At 58.2% G+C, this 15,646-nt stretch carries 14 protein-coding genes; all 14 read left to right on the forward strand.

The annotated features are described in order from the left end of the window. Position 1 precedes the first annotated feature (1 nt). The 14 genes from ilvN (at position 2) to DBY66_RS10245 (ending at position 15,645) form a co-directional block, all read left to right on the forward strand. Positions 2–493, forward strand: a complete 492-nt coding sequence (gene ilvN, locus DBY66_RS10180) for an acetolactate synthase small subunit (RefSeq protein WP_039382558.1) — start codon at positions 2–4, stop codon at positions 491–493. A 197-nt stretch (positions 494–690) separates the two neighbouring features. Further along, positions 691–1,701, forward strand: a complete 1,011-nt coding sequence (gene cra, locus DBY66_RS10185) for a catabolite repressor/activator (RefSeq protein ID WP_039382560.1) — start codon at positions 691–693, stop codon at positions 1,699–1,701. A 486-nt stretch (positions 1,702–2,187) separates the two neighbouring features. Further along, a complete protein-coding gene (gene mraZ / locus DBY66_RS10190) occupies positions 2,188–2,646 on the forward strand; it encodes a division/cell wall cluster transcriptional repressor MraZ (protein ID WP_108569993.1) in 459 nt (152 codons plus the stop codon). Between the two features lie 2 nt (positions 2,647–2,648). After that, a complete protein-coding gene (gene rsmH, locus DBY66_RS10195) occupies positions 2,649–3,590 on the forward strand; it encodes a 16S rRNA (cytosine(1402)-N(4))-methyltransferase RsmH (protein WP_039382565.1) in 942 nt (313 codons plus the stop codon). Continuing rightward, positions 3,587–3,907 carry a cell division protein FtsL gene (gene ftsL / locus DBY66_RS10200; RefSeq protein ID WP_039382567.1) on the forward strand — a complete coding sequence of 107 codons (321 nt, stop codon included), beginning with the start codon at positions 3,587–3,589 and terminating at the stop codon, positions 3,905–3,907. Before rsmH ends, ftsL begins: the two co-directional genes overlap by 4 nt. A gap of 16 nt (positions 3,908–3,923) precedes the next feature. Further along, positions 3,924–5,690, forward strand: a complete 1,767-nt coding sequence (locus tag DBY66_RS10205; RefSeq protein ID WP_039382568.1) for a peptidoglycan glycosyltransferase FtsI — start codon at positions 3,924–3,926, stop codon at positions 5,688–5,690. After that, entirely contained in the window at positions 5,677–7,164 is a 1,488-nt protein-coding gene (gene murE, locus DBY66_RS10210; protein ID WP_039382570.1) for a UDP-N-acetylmuramoyl-L-alanyl-D-glutamate--2,6-diaminopimelate ligase, read from the forward strand. The genes DBY66_RS10205 and murE overlap by 14 nt, the downstream gene beginning before the upstream one ends. After that, positions 7,161–8,522: a UDP-N-acetylmuramoyl-tripeptide--D-alanyl-D-alanine ligase gene (gene murF / locus DBY66_RS10215; protein WP_108569994.1), complete on the forward strand. Its 1,362-nt coding sequence runs from the start codon at positions 7,161–7,163 to the stop codon at positions 8,520–8,522. The genes murE and murF overlap by 4 nt, the downstream gene beginning before the upstream one ends. After that, positions 8,516–9,598 carry a phospho-N-acetylmuramoyl-pentapeptide-transferase gene (gene mraY / locus DBY66_RS10220; RefSeq protein ID WP_039382574.1) on the forward strand — a complete coding sequence of 361 codons (1,083 nt, stop codon included), beginning with the start codon at positions 8,516–8,518 and terminating at the stop codon, positions 9,596–9,598. The genes murF and mraY overlap by 7 nt, the downstream gene beginning before the upstream one ends. A 2-nt stretch (positions 9,599–9,600) precedes the next feature. Next, complete coding sequence (gene murD, locus DBY66_RS10225; RefSeq protein WP_071669075.1) at positions 9,601–10,917, forward strand: UDP-N-acetylmuramoyl-L-alanine--D-glutamate ligase; 1,317 nt, start codon at positions 9,601–9,603, stop codon at positions 10,915–10,917. Further along, positions 10,917–12,131 carry a cell division protein FtsW gene (gene ftsW / locus DBY66_RS10230; RefSeq protein ID WP_039382578.1) on the forward strand — a complete coding sequence of 405 codons (1,215 nt, stop codon included), beginning with the start codon at positions 10,917–10,919 and terminating at the stop codon, positions 12,129–12,131. The genes murD and ftsW overlap by 1 nt, the downstream gene beginning before the upstream one ends. Then, positions 12,128–13,186, forward strand: a complete 1,059-nt coding sequence (murG, locus tag DBY66_RS10235) for an undecaprenyldiphospho-muramoylpentapeptide beta-N-acetylglucosaminyltransferase (RefSeq protein ID WP_039382580.1) — start codon at positions 12,128–12,130, stop codon at positions 13,184–13,186. Before ftsW ends, murG begins: the two co-directional genes overlap by 4 nt. Before the next feature lie 70 nt (positions 13,187–13,256). After that, entirely contained in the window at positions 13,257–14,732 is a 1,476-nt protein-coding gene (murC, locus tag DBY66_RS10240; protein ID WP_104085541.1) for a UDP-N-acetylmuramate--L-alanine ligase, read from the forward strand. Then, complete coding sequence (locus DBY66_RS10245) at positions 14,725–15,645, forward strand: D-alanine--D-alanine ligase (RefSeq protein WP_039382584.1); 921 nt, start codon at positions 14,725–14,727, stop codon at positions 15,643–15,645. Before murC ends, DBY66_RS10245 begins: the two co-directional genes overlap by 8 nt. Position 15,646 lies beyond the last annotated feature (1 nt).

Genomic DNA, 15,646 nt, shown 5'->3' on the forward strand with positions numbered 1-15,646 from the left:
TATGCGTCGTATTCTATCGGTGCTGCTGGAGAATGAGTCGGGCGCATTATCCCGCGTGGTCGGACTTTTCTCCCAGCGCGGTTATAACATTGAGAGCCTGACCGTTGCGCCCACCGACGATCCTACTCTGTCGCGCATGACCATTCAGACCGTGGGCGATGAAAAAGTGATTGAGCAGATTGAGAAGCAGCTGCATAAGCTGGTGGATGTACTGCGCGTCACTGAACTGGGGCAGGGCGCTTACGTTGAGCGTGAGATCATGCTGGTCAAAATTCAGGCCAGCGGCTATGGCCGTGAAGAAGTGAAACGCAGCGCAGAGATTTTTCGCGGACAGATTGTTGATGTCACACCGACGCTTTACACGGTTCAGCTGGCAGGCACCAGCGACAAGCTGGATGCGTTTCTCAACAGCGTACGCGAAGTAGCAGAGATTGTTGAGGTGGCACGTTCAGGTATCGTTGGCGTATCACGCGGCGAGCGCATCATGCGTTAATCCCGCTCTGTTATCACTGCACTTTACTCTAACCCGGCGTAATGCCGGGTTTTTTTATTTTATGCGCCAGCTTTGTTTGCTGATGAAAAGCGGTTGCTCAGGCCGGTTTTCTGCGGTTAGATGTAACAAAGATTTTATCCACAGCTACGTTGCGGATATCTCCGCCAGCTCTGGCTTATCGACATGAAGGTGTTATCGTGAAACTGGATGAAATTGCGCGTCTGGCCGGCGTCTCGCGTACCACCGCCAGCTATGTGATCAATGGTAAAGCGCGGCAGTATCGTGTCAGCGACAAAACGGTTGAGAAAGTGATGGCGGTGGTACGCGAGTATAACTACCACCCCAATGCGGTCGCTGCCGGCCTGCGTGCAGGGCGCACGCGCTCTATCGGACTGGTGATCCCCGATCTCGAAAACACCAGCTATACGCGTATTGCTAATTATCTGGAGCGTCAGGCGCGCCAGCGCGGCTATCAGCTGCTTATCGCCTGTTCAGAAGATCAGCCTGATAACGAGATGCGCTGTATCGAGCATCTGCTGCAGCGTCAGGTCGATGCAATCATCGTCTCCACTTCGCTGCCGCCGGAGCACCCGTTCTACCAGCGCTGGATAAACGATCCGCTGCCGATTGTCGCGCTGGATCGCGCGCTGGATCGTGAGCACTTTACCAGCGTTGTCGGTGCCGATCAGGATGATGCGCGCGCGCTGGCGGCTGAATTGCGTCAGCTCCCGGTGAAAAACGTACTGTTTATGGGCGCGCTACCGGAGCTTTCCGTGAGTTTTCTGCGTGAAATGGGCTTCCGCGAAGCCTGGCAGGATGATGAGCGTTCAGTCAGTTACCTCTACTGCAACAGTTTTGATCGCGCGGCCGCCGCTGCCCTGTTTGAGCGTTATCTGGACGAAAATCCCATGCCTGATGCGCTTTTTACCACATCATTTGGTCTGCTGCAGGGCGTAATGGATGTCACGCTGAAACGAGAAGGGCGGCTGCCAAAAGATCTGGCGATCGCCACGTTTGGCGATCACGAATTACTCGATTTCCTTGATTGTCCGGTACTGGCGGTGGGACAGCGTCATCGCGACGTTGCAGAGCGGGTTCTGGAACTGGTGCTGGCGTCTCTTGATGAGCCGCGCAAACCCAAACCCGGATTAACGCGCATTCGCCGTAACTTATTTCATCGTGGCCAGTTAAGCCGCCTGACAAAATGAGTTAGCGGACGCGATGATGCCCGCCATTTATTCACTATCTGGCGGGCAATTAATTATCTGACGTAAAAAAGCGTAAATAACAGCCATTAATTTTCACAAAACAGCGAGCAATTTAATCCTGCTGGATAAAAGTTAGTCATTTTTAATCCCTGCCACCAAGCGCTTGCGCTGGGCTTCCGTTCAGAAATCCCCTAAAATGCCGCCGCTGTCGCATAACCCCGCGCTGCTGTACTTAAGCCAAATCTGAATCAAATTTAATCATGTCTGAAGTAAGCAGATATTTTTATACTGTTATTCATCGGTTTAATTTTGCTTTGCCATTCCGCACGCTTTTTTATTTCGCTTTCCGCTTATTTTTCCGGGATGTAAAGAGTGATATTCACCTGCCGTTGCGGCTTGACAATGTTTTCATCGGCTCCGTAAACTCGTTTCGTGGTAAAAAGTGGGATAAAGTGGTGAAAACGGTAGCTGAGGAGTCAGGCTGGCATGTTCCGCGGGGCAACGTTAGTCAATCTCGACAGTAAAGGGCGGTTAGCGGTTCCGGTGCGCTATCGCGAATTACTGCTCGCAGAGTCTCAGGGGCAGATGGTCTCTACTATCGACCTGCATCAGCCCTGCCTGCTGCTTTATACCCTGCCCGAATGGGAAATTATTGAGAAAAAACTGGCTCGCTTATCCAGTATGAATCCGGCAGAGCGACGCGTACAGCGTCTGCTGCTCGGACATGCCAGCGAATGCCAGATGGATAGTGCAGGCCGGCTGCTGCTGGCAAATATCTTAAGGCAGCATGCGGGACTGAAAAAAGAAGTGATGCTGGTTGGGCAGTTCAACAAGTTTGAATTGTGGGATGAACAGACCTGGTATCAACAAGTCAGGGATGATATTGACGCAGAACATTCAGCTCAGGAACCTCTATCTGAGCGGTTGCAGGACTTATCGCTATAGCTATGCAGGAAAATTTTAAACATACCACGGTGCTGCTGGATGAGGCGGTAAACGGCCTTAATATCAGGGAAGACGGCATTTACATTGACGGCACCTTTGGTCGCGGTGGCCACTCACGCCTGATCCTTTCGCAGCTAGGCGAAAATGGACAGCTGCTGGCCATCGATCGCGATCCGCAGGCAATTGCGGCCGCCGCTGAGATTAACGATCCGCGCTTTTCTATTGTGCACGGTCCTTTCTCAGCGCTGGCAGACTATGTCGACGCGCGCGGGCTGACCGGGAAAATCAGTGGCGTCCTGCTGGATCTGGGCGTCTCCTCACCGCAGCTGGACGACGCCGAGCGCGGCTTTTCGTTTATGCGCGACGGGCCGCTGGACATGCGCATGGATCCCACGCGGGGTCACTCTGCCGCTGAATGGCTGCTGCAGGCAGAAGAAGCTGATATCGCCTTTGTGCTGAAAACATACGGCGAAGAGCGTTTCGCGAAGCGCATTGCACGCGCCATTACAGAGCGCAATCGGGAGCAGCCGATGACGCGCACAAAAGAGCTGGCTGAAGTCATTGCCGCCGCGACGCCGGTAAAAGATAAATTTAAGCACCCGGCGACGCGCAGCTTTCAGGCTATTCGTATCTGGATCAACAGTGAGCTGGAAGAGATTGATACCGCACTCAAAGGCGCGCTTTCTGTTCTGGCTCCGGGTGGCCGTTTATCCATCATCAGCTTCCACTCTCTTGAAGATCGCCTGGTGAAGCGTTTTATGCGCGATCAAAGCCGTGGTCCGCAGGTTCCGGCGGGAATTCCGATGACGGAAAGCCAGCTGAAAGCGCTGGGCGGACGCGAGCTGAAAACGCTGGGCAAGCTCATTCCGGGCGAAGCAGAGGTGCGGGAAAACCCGCGCGCGCGCAGCTCGGTGCTGCGTATTGCTGAAAGGACCGCGCCATGATTGGCAATGAGCGGCACAGTCTCCCCGGCGTCATCGGCGGAGACCTGCTGCGCTTTGGCAAGATCCCGGTGTTGTTGCTGATTGCCGTACTGGTCTCTTCGGTACTGGTCGTGACCACAACGCACAAAACGCGCCTGCTAACGGCGCAGCGTGAACAGCTGGTGCTGGAGCGCGATGCGCTGGATATCGAATGGCGCAACCTGATTCTGGAAGAGAACGCGCTTGGCGATCACAGCCGGGTAGAGCGGATCGCAACCGATAAGCTGCAGCTGCGGCACGTTGATCCTTCTCAGGAAAATATTGTGGTGCAGAAATAAGGAATCGCAGACCTCAATGAGCGGCGCAGGCAAAACGCTGAAGTTAAAAAAACAGGAAGATAAGGCCAGCTTTGTAAGCTGGCGTTTTGCTTTGCTGTGCGGCTGTATTTTACTCGCGCTGGGCGGGCTGCTGTCGCGCGTCGCCTGGCTGCAGGTGATCAAGCCCGATCGGCTGGTTAAAGAGGGCGATCTGCGCTCGCTGCGCGTGCAGGAGGTGCCGACGGCACGCGGCATGATCAGCGACCGCGCCGGGCGTCCGCTGGCGGTCAGCGTACCGGTTAATGCTATCTGGGCCGATCCCAAAGAGCTGATTGGTCACGGCGGCGTCACCCTTGATAGCCGCTGGAAAGCGCTCTCAGATGCGCTGTCGATCCCGCTGGATCAGCTGGCCGCGCGCATCAACGCCAACCCCAAAGGACGCTTTATCTATCTGGCGCGTCAGGTTAATCCGGCCATTGGCGACTATGTGAAAAAACTGAAGCTGCCGGGTATTTATCTGCGCCAGGAGTCGCGCCGCTACTATCCGGCCGGTCAGGTCACCGCGCATCTGATTGGTTTCACCAACATTGACGGACAGGGCATCGAAGGGATTGAGAAAAGCTTCGACAAATGGCTGACGGGCGCGCCAGGCGAGCGTACGGTGCGTAAAGATCGTTTCGGGCGCGTCATTGAAGATATCTCGTCGGTCGACAGCCGTGCCGCACACAATCTGACGCTGAGTATTGATGAGCGGCTGCAGGCGCTGGTCTATCGCGAGCTCAATAATGCGGTCGCCTTTAACAAAGCAGAGTCGGGCACGGCGGTGCTGGTTGATGTCAGCACGGGCGAAGTCCTGGCAATGGCAAACAGCCCTGCCTACAACCCGAATAACCTCAGCAATACGCCAAAAGATGTCATGCGTAACCGCGCCATCACCGACATTTTTGAGCCGGGCTCAACGGTGAAGCCCATGGTGGTGATGACTGCGCTGCAGCGTGGGGTGGTAAAAGAGAACAGCGTACTGAACACCGTGCCATACCGCGTAAACGGTCATGAGATCAAAGATGTGGCGCGCTATAACGAACTGACCCTGACCGGGGTCTTACAGAAGTCGAGTAACGTCGGGGTTTCACGTCTGGCGTTAGCGATGCCCTCCTCAGCGCTGGTAGATACTTACGCGCGCTTTGGACTGGGTAAACCGACCAATTTGGGGCTGGTCGGGGAAAGCAGTGGCTTATACCCTCAAAAACAACGGTGGTCTGACATAGAGAGGGCCACCTTCTCTTTCGGCTACGGGCTAATGGTAACGCCGTTACAGTTAGCGCGAGTCTACGCAACGATTGGCAGCTACGGTATCAATCGTCCTCTCTCCATTACCAAAGTGGATCCGCCGGTTGCAGGTGAGCGCGTCTTTCCGGAGAACCTGGTCAGAACGGTAATGCATATGATGGAGAGCGTGGCACTGCCTGGCGGCGGTGGGGTAAAAGCCGCTATCAAAGGATATCGCATTGCGATTAAAACCGGCACCGCGAAAAAGGTCGGTCCCGATGGCCGCTACGTCAATAAGTATATTGCCTACACCGCCGGTGTGGCACCAGCCAGCCAGCCGCGTTTTGCGCTGGTCGTGGTGATTAACGATCCGCAGGCCGGTAAATATTATGGCGGTGCAGTCTCTGCGCCGGTGTTTGGCGCCATCATGGGCGGCGTATTGCGCACCATGAATATTGAGCCGGACGCACTGCCTGTCGTGGATAAAAACGAATTAGTGAAGAACAGAAGTGAGGCATCAAGTGACAGATCGTAACCTGCGCGATTTACTGGCCCCCTGGGTGGCCGGCGCGCCGGCGCGTCCCCTTCGTGACATGACGCTGGACAGCCGCGCGGCGGCGGCCGGCGATCTGTTTATCGCCGTAGCGGGCCATCATGCTGATGGCCGGCGCTTTATCCCGCAGGCCATTGCGCAGGGCGTTGCCGCCGTGATTGCCGAAGCGGAAGGCGAGGCCAGTGACGGCGATATCCGTGAACTGCACGGCGTGCCGGTGATCTATCTGGCGCAGCTGCCGCAGCGCCTCTCCGCGCTGGCTGGACGCTTTTATCAGCAGCCGGGCAGCAAGCTGAAGCTGGCAGGCGTTACCGGGACGAATGGCAAGACCACCACCACCCAGCTGATTGCACAGTGGGCTAACCTGCTGGGTGAGACGGGCGCGGTGATGGGTACCGTGGGTAACGGCCTGTATGGCCAGCTGCTGCCAGCAGAGAACACCACCGGCTCGGCCGTTGAGGTTCAGCATATCCTGCACGACTTAGTGGGGCAGGGCGCCACCCTGGCAGCGATGGAGGTCTCGTCGCATGGCCTGGTACAGCACCGCGTGGCGGCATTGCCGTTTGCTGCGGCGGTATTTACCAATCTGAGCCGCGACCATCTCGACTACCACGGTGACATGCAAAGCTATGAGTCAGCCAAGTGGCTGCTCTTTTCTGAACATCAGATCGGTGACGCAATCATCAACGCTGATGATGAGACCGGCTATCGCTGGCTGCAGCAGCTGCCCGATGCGGTCGCGGTAACCATGGCAAACAACCTGCCATCCGGCTGGCACGGGCGCTGGCTCCATGCCACTGAAGTCGCGTATCACGACGGTGGCGCACGCGTGCGCTTCAGCTCCAGCTGGGGAGATGGCTCTTTTGACAGCCGCCTGATGGGCGCCTTTAACGTCAGCAATCTGCTGCTGGCGCTGGCTACGCTGCTGACGATGGACTATCCGCTGGAGAGTTTAGTGGCAACCGCTGCAGACCTGCAGCCGGTATGCGGACGCATGGAAGTCTTCAGTGCAGCGGGCAAAGCCACCGTTGTGGTGGATTACGCGCACACCCCGGATGCGCTGGAGAAAGCGCTGGAAGCGGCGCGCCTTCACTGTAAGGGCCAGCTCTGGTGCGTATTCGGCTGCGGCGGCGACCGCGACAAAGGCAAACGTCCGCTGATGGGGGCGATTGCTGAACAGTTTGCTGACGTGGTGGTGATCACCGATGACAATCCGCGCAGCGAAGATCCCGCCGCGATTGTGGACGATATTCTGACCGGACTGCTCGATCCGGGTCGCGCACGCGTCGTGCCTGGCCGGGCGCAGGCGGTGACCAGCGCCGTGATGCAGGCAAAAGCTGAAGATATCGTGCTGGTCGCCGGCAAGGGCCATGAAGATTATCAGATTATCGGCAATCGTCGTCTCGATTACTCGGACCGCGACACCGTCGCCCGACTGCTGGGAGTAATGGCATGATCCCGATTACGCTGCAAACGCTGGCTGACATCAGCGGCGGTACGCTGCACGGCAGCGATGCGACCCTGCATGAAGTCACGACCGATACCCGTAAAGTCACCGCAGGCTGCCTGTTTGTGGCGCTGGTGGGTGAGCGTTTTGACGCGCACGACTTTGCTGAGCAGGCGATGAACAGCGGGGCACAGGCGCTGCTGGTGAGCCGGCAGTTATCGGTTGCGCTGCCGCAGGTGGTGGTGGCTGATACGCGCATTGCGTTCGGCCAGCTTGGTGCCTGGGTACGTCAGCAGTCGACCGCGCGCGTCGTGGCGCTGACCGGCTCATCGGGTAAAACCTCAGTGAAAGAGATGACGGCGGCGATTTTACGCCAGTGTGGCGAAACGCTCTACACCGCTGGTAACCTGAATAACGACTACGGCGTGCCGATGACGCTGCTGCGTCTGACCGCGGCACATCAGTATGCGGTTATCGAACTTGGCGCTAACCATCAGGGCGAAATCGCCTACACCACGGCGCTGGTACAGCCGGAGACCGCGCTGGTCAACAATCTCGCAGCGGCGCATCTCGAAGGTTTTGGATCACTGGCAGGCGTGGCGAAAGCCAAAGGCGAAATCTTTGCCGGTTTACCGCTGCACGGCACGGCGATTGTAAACGCCGACAGTCACGATCTCGCTAACTGGCAGCCCTATTTTGCCGGCAGAACGCTGTGGCACTTTTCGCCGCAGCCGCTGACTGATGCGGAGTTTCGCGCCAGCGATATCGTACTGCGGCCTGACGTGACCTGCTTTACGCTGCACACGCCGCGCGGAGATATCGCTATCGAACTGCCGCTGCCGGGCCGCCATAATATTGCCAACGCGCTGGCCGCCGCAGCACTGGCCCTGTCGGTCGACGCACCGCTGACCGCCATCCAGTCCGGCCTGAAAATGCTGCAGCCGGTGCCGGGACGTATCTTCCCGGTGCGTCTCTCGGCGACACAGTTGCTGCTGGATGACAGTTATAACGCAAACGTGGGTTCGATGACGGCCGCCGCGCAGGTGCTGGGTGAGATGCCCGGCTTCCGCGTTATGGTAGTAGGCGATATGGGCGAGCTGGGCGAGGAAGCGGAAGCGTGCCACCGTCAGGTGGGCGCCGCAGCACAGGCTGCCGGCGTGGATGCCGTGCTCAGCACCGGTCAGCTCAGCCACTTTATCAGCGACAGCAGCGGCAGAGGCCAGCATTTTGCCAGCAAAGCCGCGCTGATCGCCCATCTGCAGGCGCTGCTCGCGCAGCATCCTGAGATCACTATTTTAGTTAAAGGTTCACGTAGTGCCGCCATGGAGCAGGTAGTACAGGGACTGAAGGAGAAAGGAACATGCTAGTCTGGCTGGCCGAACATCTGGTCGCATTTTATTCCGGTTTTAACGTCTTTTCCTATCTGACGTTTCGCGCCATTGTCAGCCTGCTGACCGCTCTGTTTATCTCATTATGGATGGGACCGCGTCTGATCGCCTGGCTGCAGAAGCTGCAGATTGGCCAGGTGGTACGTAATGATGGCCCGGAGTCGCACTTTAGCAAACGCGGCACGCCGACCATGGGCGGCATCATGATCCTGACATCAATCACCATCTCCGTACTGATGTGGGCTTACCCTTCCAATCCCTATGTCTGGTGTGTACTGGTGGTACTGCTCGGCTTTGGCGCCATTGGCTTTGTTGACGACTACCGTAAAGTGGTGCGCAAAGATACCAAAGGGCTTATCGCGCGCTGGAAATATTTCTGGATGTCGGTGATCTCACTCGGCGTGGCATTTGCGCTGTTTGTGGCTGGCAAAGATACGCCTGCCACGCAGCTGGTGGTGCCCTTCTTTAAAGATGTGATGCCGCAGCTGGGTCTGTTTTATGTGGTGCTGGCCTACTTTGTCATTGTGGGCACCGGCAACGCCGTGAACCTTACCGATGGTCTTGATGGCCTGGCAATTATGCCAACGGTGTTTGTCGCTGCCGGTTTTGCGCTGGTCGCCTGGGCAACCGGCAACGTGAAGTTTGCTGAATATCTGCATATCCCCTATCTGCGTCACGCGGGTGAGCTGGTTATTGTCTGCACCGCGATTGTCGGGGCCGGGCTCGGGTTCCTGTGGTTTAACACCTATCCGGCACAGGTTTTCATGGGTGACGTCGGGTCACTGGCGCTGGGCGGCGCGCTGGGCACGCTGGCGGTGCTGCTGCGTCAGGAGTTTCTGCTGGTGATTATGGGTGGCGTATTTGTGGTTGAAACGCTGTCGGTGATCCTGCAGGTCGGCTCCTTTAAACTGCGCGGCCAGCGTATTTTCCGCATGGCGCCTATTCATCACCACTATGAACTCAAGGGCTGGCCGGAACCGCGCGTTATCGTGCGCTTCTGGATTATTTCGCTGATGCTGGTGCTGATTGGCCTGGCTACGCTGAAGGTGCGTTAATCATGGCTGACTATCGGGGCAGAAACGTTGTCATTATCGGGCTGGGTATTACCGGCCTCTCCTGTGTCGATTTCTTCCTGGGGCAGGGCGTTACGCCACGCGTCATGGATACCCGTCTCTCACCGCCAGGCCTGGATAAGCTGCCGGAGCAGGTAGCGTGTCATACCGGCAGTATCAACAGCGACTGGCTACTGGCCGCCGATCTGATTGTCGCCAGCCCCGGCATTGCGCTGGCGCACCCGGCGCTGAGCGAAGCAGCGGACGCTGGTATTGAGATCGTGGGGGATATTGAGCTTTTCTGCCGCGAAGCGCAGGCGCCGGTTGTGGCCATCACCGGCTCCAACGGTAAAAGCACGGTCACTACGCTGGTGGGCGAAATGGCCCGCGCAGCAGGCTGGGCGGTGGGCGTGGGTGGCAACATCGGCTTGCCGGCGCTGACGCTGCTGAAATCGCCTGCTCAGCTCTATGTACTGGAGCTTTCCAGCTTTCAGCTGGAAACCACACACAGTCTGAAAGCAGCAGCTGCCACGATCCTCAACGTGACGGAAGATCATATGGATCGCTATCCGCTGGGCATGCAGCAGTATCGCGCCGCCAAGTTACGTATTTATGAAAACGCGGCGATTTGTGTCGTTAATGCCGATGATGGCATGACTATGCCAGTGCGCGGCGCCGATCGGCGCTGTATCAGCTTTGGTGTCGACCTGGGCGATTATCATCTGACCCGGCAGCAGGGCAGTACCTGGCTGCGCGCCCAGGGTGAAAAGATCCTGAACACCGCTGAGATGAAGCTGGTGGGGCAGCACAACTACACTAACGCGCTGGCTGCGCTGGCGCTGGCAGATGCAGTGGCTATCCCGCGCGCGTCGAGCCTGAAAGCGCTGACGACCTATAGCGGTCTGCCGCACCGCTTCCAGCTAGTACATGAAGCGCGCGGAGTGCGCTGGGTCAACGATTCCAAAGCCACCAACGTTGGCAGTACCGAAGCGGCGCTGCAGGGATTACAGGTAGCGGGCACGCTCTGGCTGCTGCTCGGCGGCGACGGCAAAGGCGCGGATTTCTCACCGCTGGCGCGTTATCTGCAGGGCGATAATATCCGCCTGTTCTGTTATGGCCGCGATGGCGATGCGCTGGCCGCGCTGCGGCCAGAGGTCGCGACACGTACCGAAACGCTGCAGCAGGCGGTCGCACAGATTGCAACGGCGGCTCAGTCTGGTGACATGGTGCTGCTTTCTCCCGCCTGTGCCAGTCTCGATCAGTTTCGTAATTTTGAGCAGCGCGGCGATCTCTTCGCGCAACTGGCGAAGGAGTCTGGCTGATGCGTATACCCGGAACCGCTATTGCCAGTTTCCTGTCCGTGCGTCTGCGCGACTGGGTTATGGGCGCACGCGATGGCGACGACGCACCGGTGGTGCTATACGATCGCACGCTCTTATGGCTGACGTTTGGTCTGGCTATTATCGGGTTTGTGATGGTGACGTCCGCCTCCATGCCGGTAGGACAGCGTCTGAACGACGATCCCTTCTATTTTGCCAAGCGCGACGCGTTTTACATCCTGCTGGCTCTCGGTATGGCGCTGGTCACCCTGCGTATTCCGATGGATTTCTGGCAGCGCTACAGCAACGCCATGCTGGTGGCGTCCGTGCTGATGCTGCTGATTGTGCTGGTCGTGGGCAGCTCGGTGAACGGGGCATCGCGCTGGATTGCGCTGGGGCCGCTGCGTATCCAGCCGGCGGAACTCTCAAAGCTCTCGCTGTTCTGCTATCTCGCCAGCTATCTGGTGCGCAAAGTGGAAGAGGTGCGTAACAACTTCTGGGGATTCTGTAAGCCGATGGGCGTTATGGTGATCCTCGCCGTACTGCTGCTGGCGCAGCCGGACCTCGGGACGGTGGTTGTGCTGTTTGTGACCACGCTGGCGATGCTGTTTCTCGCGGGGGCCAAACTGTGGCAATTCCTTGCGATCATCGGCTCCGGTATCTTTGCCGTGGTGCTGCTGATTATCGCCGAACCCTATCGTATGCGCCGCGTCACCTCGTTCTGGAATCCGTGGGAAGATCCGTTTGGCAGCGGCTATCAGCTGACGCAGTCGCTGATGGCGTTTGGCCGCGGTGAATTCTGGGGGCAGGGGCTGGGTAACTCAGTGCAAAAGCTGGAGTATCTGCCGGAGGCGCACACCGATTTTATCTTCTCGATAATCGGTGAGGAGCTCGGTTATGTCGGTGTGGTTTTAGCCCTGTTAATGGTATTCTTCGTCGCTTTTCGCGCGATGTCGATTGGCCGTCGCGCCCTTGAGCTGGACCAGCGTTTTTCCGGCTTTCTCGCCTGCTCAATTGGCGTCTGGTTTAGCTTCCAGGCACTGGTTAACGTCGGCGCGGCAGCCGGTATGCTGCCGACAAAAGGCCTGACGCTGCCGCTGATCAGCTACGGGGGATCGAGTCTGATTATTATGTCGACCGCCATCGTATTTTTACTGCGTATCGATTATGAAACGCGCCTGGCGAAAGCGCAGGCGTTTACCCGAGGTGCCCGATGAGTAGCAAACGGCTGATGGTCATGGCTGGCGGAACCGGCGGACATGTGTTTCCCGGTCTGGCAGTGGCACATCATCTGATGGAGCAGGGCTGGCAGGTACGCTGGCTGGGAACGGCTGACCGGATGGAAGCGGATCTGGTGCCGAAACACGGTATTGAGATCGACTTCATCCGCATCAGCGGACTGCGCGGCAAAGGGATCAAAGCGCTGCTGCTGGCCCCGGTACGTATTTTCAACGCCTGGCGTCAGGCGCGCCGCATCATGAAACAGTGGCAGCCCGACGTGGTACTGGGCATGGGCGGCTATGTCTCCGGGCCGGGTGGTCTGGCGGCATGGAGCTGCGGTATCCCGGTCGTGCTCCACGAACAGAACGGTATCGCCGGACTCACCAATAAGTGGCTGGCAAAAATTGCAACCAAAGTGATGCAGGCGTTTCCCGGGGCGTTCCCTGCAGCCGATATTGTCGGCAACCCGGTGCGCACCGATGTGCTGGCGCTGCCGTCGCCGGCTGAACGCCTGCGCGATCGCAGCGGTCCGCTGCGGGTGCTGGTCGTTGGCGGCAGTCAGGGCGCCCGGATCCTGAACCAGACGCTGCCTCAGGTCGCCGCCGAACTGGGCGACGCCATTACCCTCTGGCATCAGACCGGCAGAGGCGGCCAGGCGATAGTGCAGCAGGCGTACCAGGCTGCAGGTCAGCCGCAGCATAAGGTCACAGAATTTATTGACGATATGGCCGCTGCCTACGCCTGGGCGGACGTAGTGGTATGTCGCTCAGGTGCGCTGACGGTGAGCGAAATTGCTGCGGCAGGTCTGCCGGCTATTTTCGTGCCGTTTCAGCATAAAGATCGCCAGCAATACTGGAATGCGCTGCCGCTGGAAAACGCGGGCGCGGCCAGAATTTTTGAGCAGCCGCAGTTTACTGCGGAAGGGGTGGCGGAGACGCTGCGCCAGTGGGACCGCGCGACGCTGCTGACCATGGCTGAACAGGCCCGTCAGGTTGCGATCCCGGATGCCACCGAACGCGTTGCCCGTGAAGTGGCGCGCGCTGCAAAGTAAATTTTCGGGCCTGATGAATAGGCCTGCATCCGTATGCGGGTGCGAACAGGAAAACAGGTAACAGAGAGCGATGAATACACAACAACTGGCAAAACTGCGTTCAATTGTGCCCGAGATGCGACGTGTCCGGCACATCCACTTTGTTGGCATCGGCGGTGCCGGCATGGGCGGTATTGCCGAAGTGTTGGCGAATGAAGGATATCACATCAGCGGATCCGATCTGGCGCCCAACGCGGTGACCCAGCATCTTGCTTCGCTGGGGGCGACTATCTATTTTAACCATCGTCCGGAGAACGTCACCGACGCGAGCGTGGTCGTGGTGTCAACCGCGGTGGCGCAGGATAATCCCGAGCTGGTGGCGGCGCGCGAGCAGCGTATTCCGGTGATCCGCCGCGCAGAGATGCTGGCCGAGCTGATGCGTTTCCGCCACGGCATCGCCATTGCCGGTACGCACGGTAAAACCACCACCACCGCCATGGTCACCAGTATCTACGCGGAAGGTGGCCTGGATCCGACCTTTGTGAACGGCGGCCTGGTAAAAGCAGCAGGCACGCATGCGCGGCTGGGTACCAGCCGCTACCTGATTGCTGAGGCGGATGAGAGCGACGCCTCTTTCCTGCATCTGCAGCCGATGGTCGCCATTGTGACCAACATCGAAGCGGATCACATGGATACCTATCAGGGCGATTTTGAGAACCTGAAACAGACCTTTATCAATTTCCTGCACAATCTGCCGTTCTACGGTCGCGCGGTGCTCTGTGTGGATGATGTCGTGATCCGCGACCTGATCCCGCGCGTGGGTCGCCAGATTACCACCTACGGCTTTAGCGACGATGCGGACGTACGGGTAGAGAACTATGAGCAGCGCGGTGCGCAGGGGCATTTTACCCTGCGCCGGCATGATAAACCGCTGCTGCAGGTTACTCTGAATGCACCAGGCCGCCATAACGCCCTTAACGCGGCGGCAGCCGTAGCGGTCGCCAGTGAGGAAGGCATTGAGGATGCGGCCATTCTCGCGGCGCTGGAGAGTTTCCAGGGCACTGGTCGCCGCTTTGACGTGCTGGGTGAGTTTGATACTGCTGCCGTAAACGGCAAGCCGGGCAGCGCGATGCTGGTTGACGACTATGGTCATCATCCGACCGAAGTGGATGTCACGATCAAGGCAGCGCGCGCCGGCTGGCCGGATAAAAAGCTGATGATGGTGTTCCAGCCGCATCGCTATACCCGCACCCGCGATCTGTTTGACGATTTCGCCAGCGTGCTCTCCCAGGTGGATGTACTGCTGATGCTGGAGGTCTATCCGGCCGGAGAGGCACCGATTCCGGGTGCCGACAGCCGTTCGCTCTGCCGGGCAATTCGCAGTCGCGGCAAAGTCGATCCGATTCTGGTGACTGAGCATGACGCCCTGCCGGATGCGCTGGCTCCCCTGCTGTCAGGTGACGATTTAGTGATTGTGCAGGGCGCAGGCAACATCGGCAAAATCGCGCGCCGGCTGGCTGAAAGCCAGCTGCAGCCTGCACCGAACCAGGAGGCGCGTCATGGCTGATAAAGTCGCCGTATTAATGGGCGGCACCTCAGCAGAGCGCGAGGTGTCACTGAATTCAGGCAGCGCAGTGCTGGCTGGCCTGCAGGAAATGGGCGTTGATGCGCACGGTGTGGATACTCGTGATGTATCGGTGCTGACGCTCAAAGAGCAGGGGTTTAACAAAGTCTTTATTGCGCTGCACGGGCGCGGTGGTGAGGATGGTACGCTGCAGGGCGTGCTGGACTTTATGCAGCTACCCTACACGGGCAGCGGCGTGATGGCCTCTGCTATCACCATGGATAAATTGCGCAGCAAGCTACTGTGGCAGGGCAGGGGACTGCCGTCAGGCAAGTTTATCTGGCTGACCCGGGAGCAGTATCAGCAGGGAATCGATGCGCAGACCGCTACCGCTATTGACGCGCTGAGTTTACCGCTGTTTGTTAAGCCGAGCTGTGAAGGCTCCAGCGTAGGCATCAGCCGGGTTGAGCGCGCTGACGATCTGCCAGCGGCACTGGATGAAGCGTTTCGCCACGACAACGATGTACTGATTGAAGCTTTTTTAAGCGGTGATGAGTATACCGTGGCAATTGTCGGGGAAGAAATCCTGCCATCCATTAAAATTAAAACAGCCAGCGCTTTCTATGACTATGAAGCAAAATACATTTCTGACGATACTCAGTACTTCTGTCCCAGCGGTCTGAGTGCAGAAAAAGAAGCTGAACTGCAAAAGCTGGTGCTGGCTGCCTGGCAGTCGCTGGGCTGCAGTGGCTGGGGACGCGTGGATGTCATGACCGATAGCGAAGGCCGTTTTCAGCTGCTGGAGGTCAATACGTCGCCGGGCATGACCAGCCATAGTCTGGTTCCGATGGCGGCACGGCAGGCGGGTTACAGCTTTCCGCAGCTGGTAACGCGTATCCTGGCGCTGGCTGACTGAT

The sequence above is a fragment of the Pantoea sp. RIT413 genome, assembly GCF_003057675.2.
Lineage (GTDB): Bacteria > Pseudomonadota > Gammaproteobacteria > Enterobacterales > Enterobacteriaceae > Pantoea > Pantoea eucrina.

Excerpts from the sequence above, each read along its gene's own strand:
- ilvN (WP_039382558.1), top strand. The coding sequence starts at position 2 with ATGCGTCGTATTCTATCGGTGCTGCTGGAGAATGAGTCGGGCGCATTA.
- mraZ (WP_108569993.1), top strand. The coding sequence starts at position 2,188 with ATGTTCCGCGGGGCAACGTTAGTCAATCTCGACAGTAAAGGGCGGTTA.
- rsmH (WP_039382565.1), top strand. The coding sequence starts at position 2,649 with ATGCAGGAAAATTTTAAACATACCACGGTGCTGCTGGATGAGGCGGTA.
- ftsL (WP_039382567.1), top strand. The coding sequence starts at position 3,587 with ATGATTGGCAATGAGCGGCACAGTCTCCCCGGCGTCATCGGCGGAGAC.
- DBY66_RS10205 (WP_039382568.1), top strand. The coding sequence starts at position 3,924 with ATGAGCGGCGCAGGCAAAACGCTGAAGTTAAAAAAACAGGAAGATAAG.
- murF (WP_108569994.1), top strand. The coding sequence starts at position 7,161 with ATGATCCCGATTACGCTGCAAACGCTGGCTGACATCAGCGGCGGTACG.
- mraY (WP_039382574.1), top strand. The coding sequence starts at position 8,516 with ATGCTAGTCTGGCTGGCCGAACATCTGGTCGCATTTTATTCCGGTTTT.
- murD (WP_071669075.1), top strand. The coding sequence starts at position 9,601 with ATGGCTGACTATCGGGGCAGAAACGTTGTCATTATCGGGCTGGGTATT.
- ftsW (WP_039382578.1), top strand. The coding sequence starts at position 10,917 with ATGCGTATACCCGGAACCGCTATTGCCAGTTTCCTGTCCGTGCGTCTG.
- murG (WP_039382580.1), top strand. The coding sequence starts at position 12,128 with ATGAGTAGCAAACGGCTGATGGTCATGGCTGGCGGAACCGGCGGACAT.
- murC (WP_104085541.1), top strand. The coding sequence starts at position 13,257 with ATGAATACACAACAACTGGCAAAACTGCGTTCAATTGTGCCCGAGATG.
- DBY66_RS10245 (WP_039382584.1), top strand. The coding sequence starts at position 14,725 with ATGGCTGATAAAGTCGCCGTATTAATGGGCGGCACCTCAGCAGAGCGC.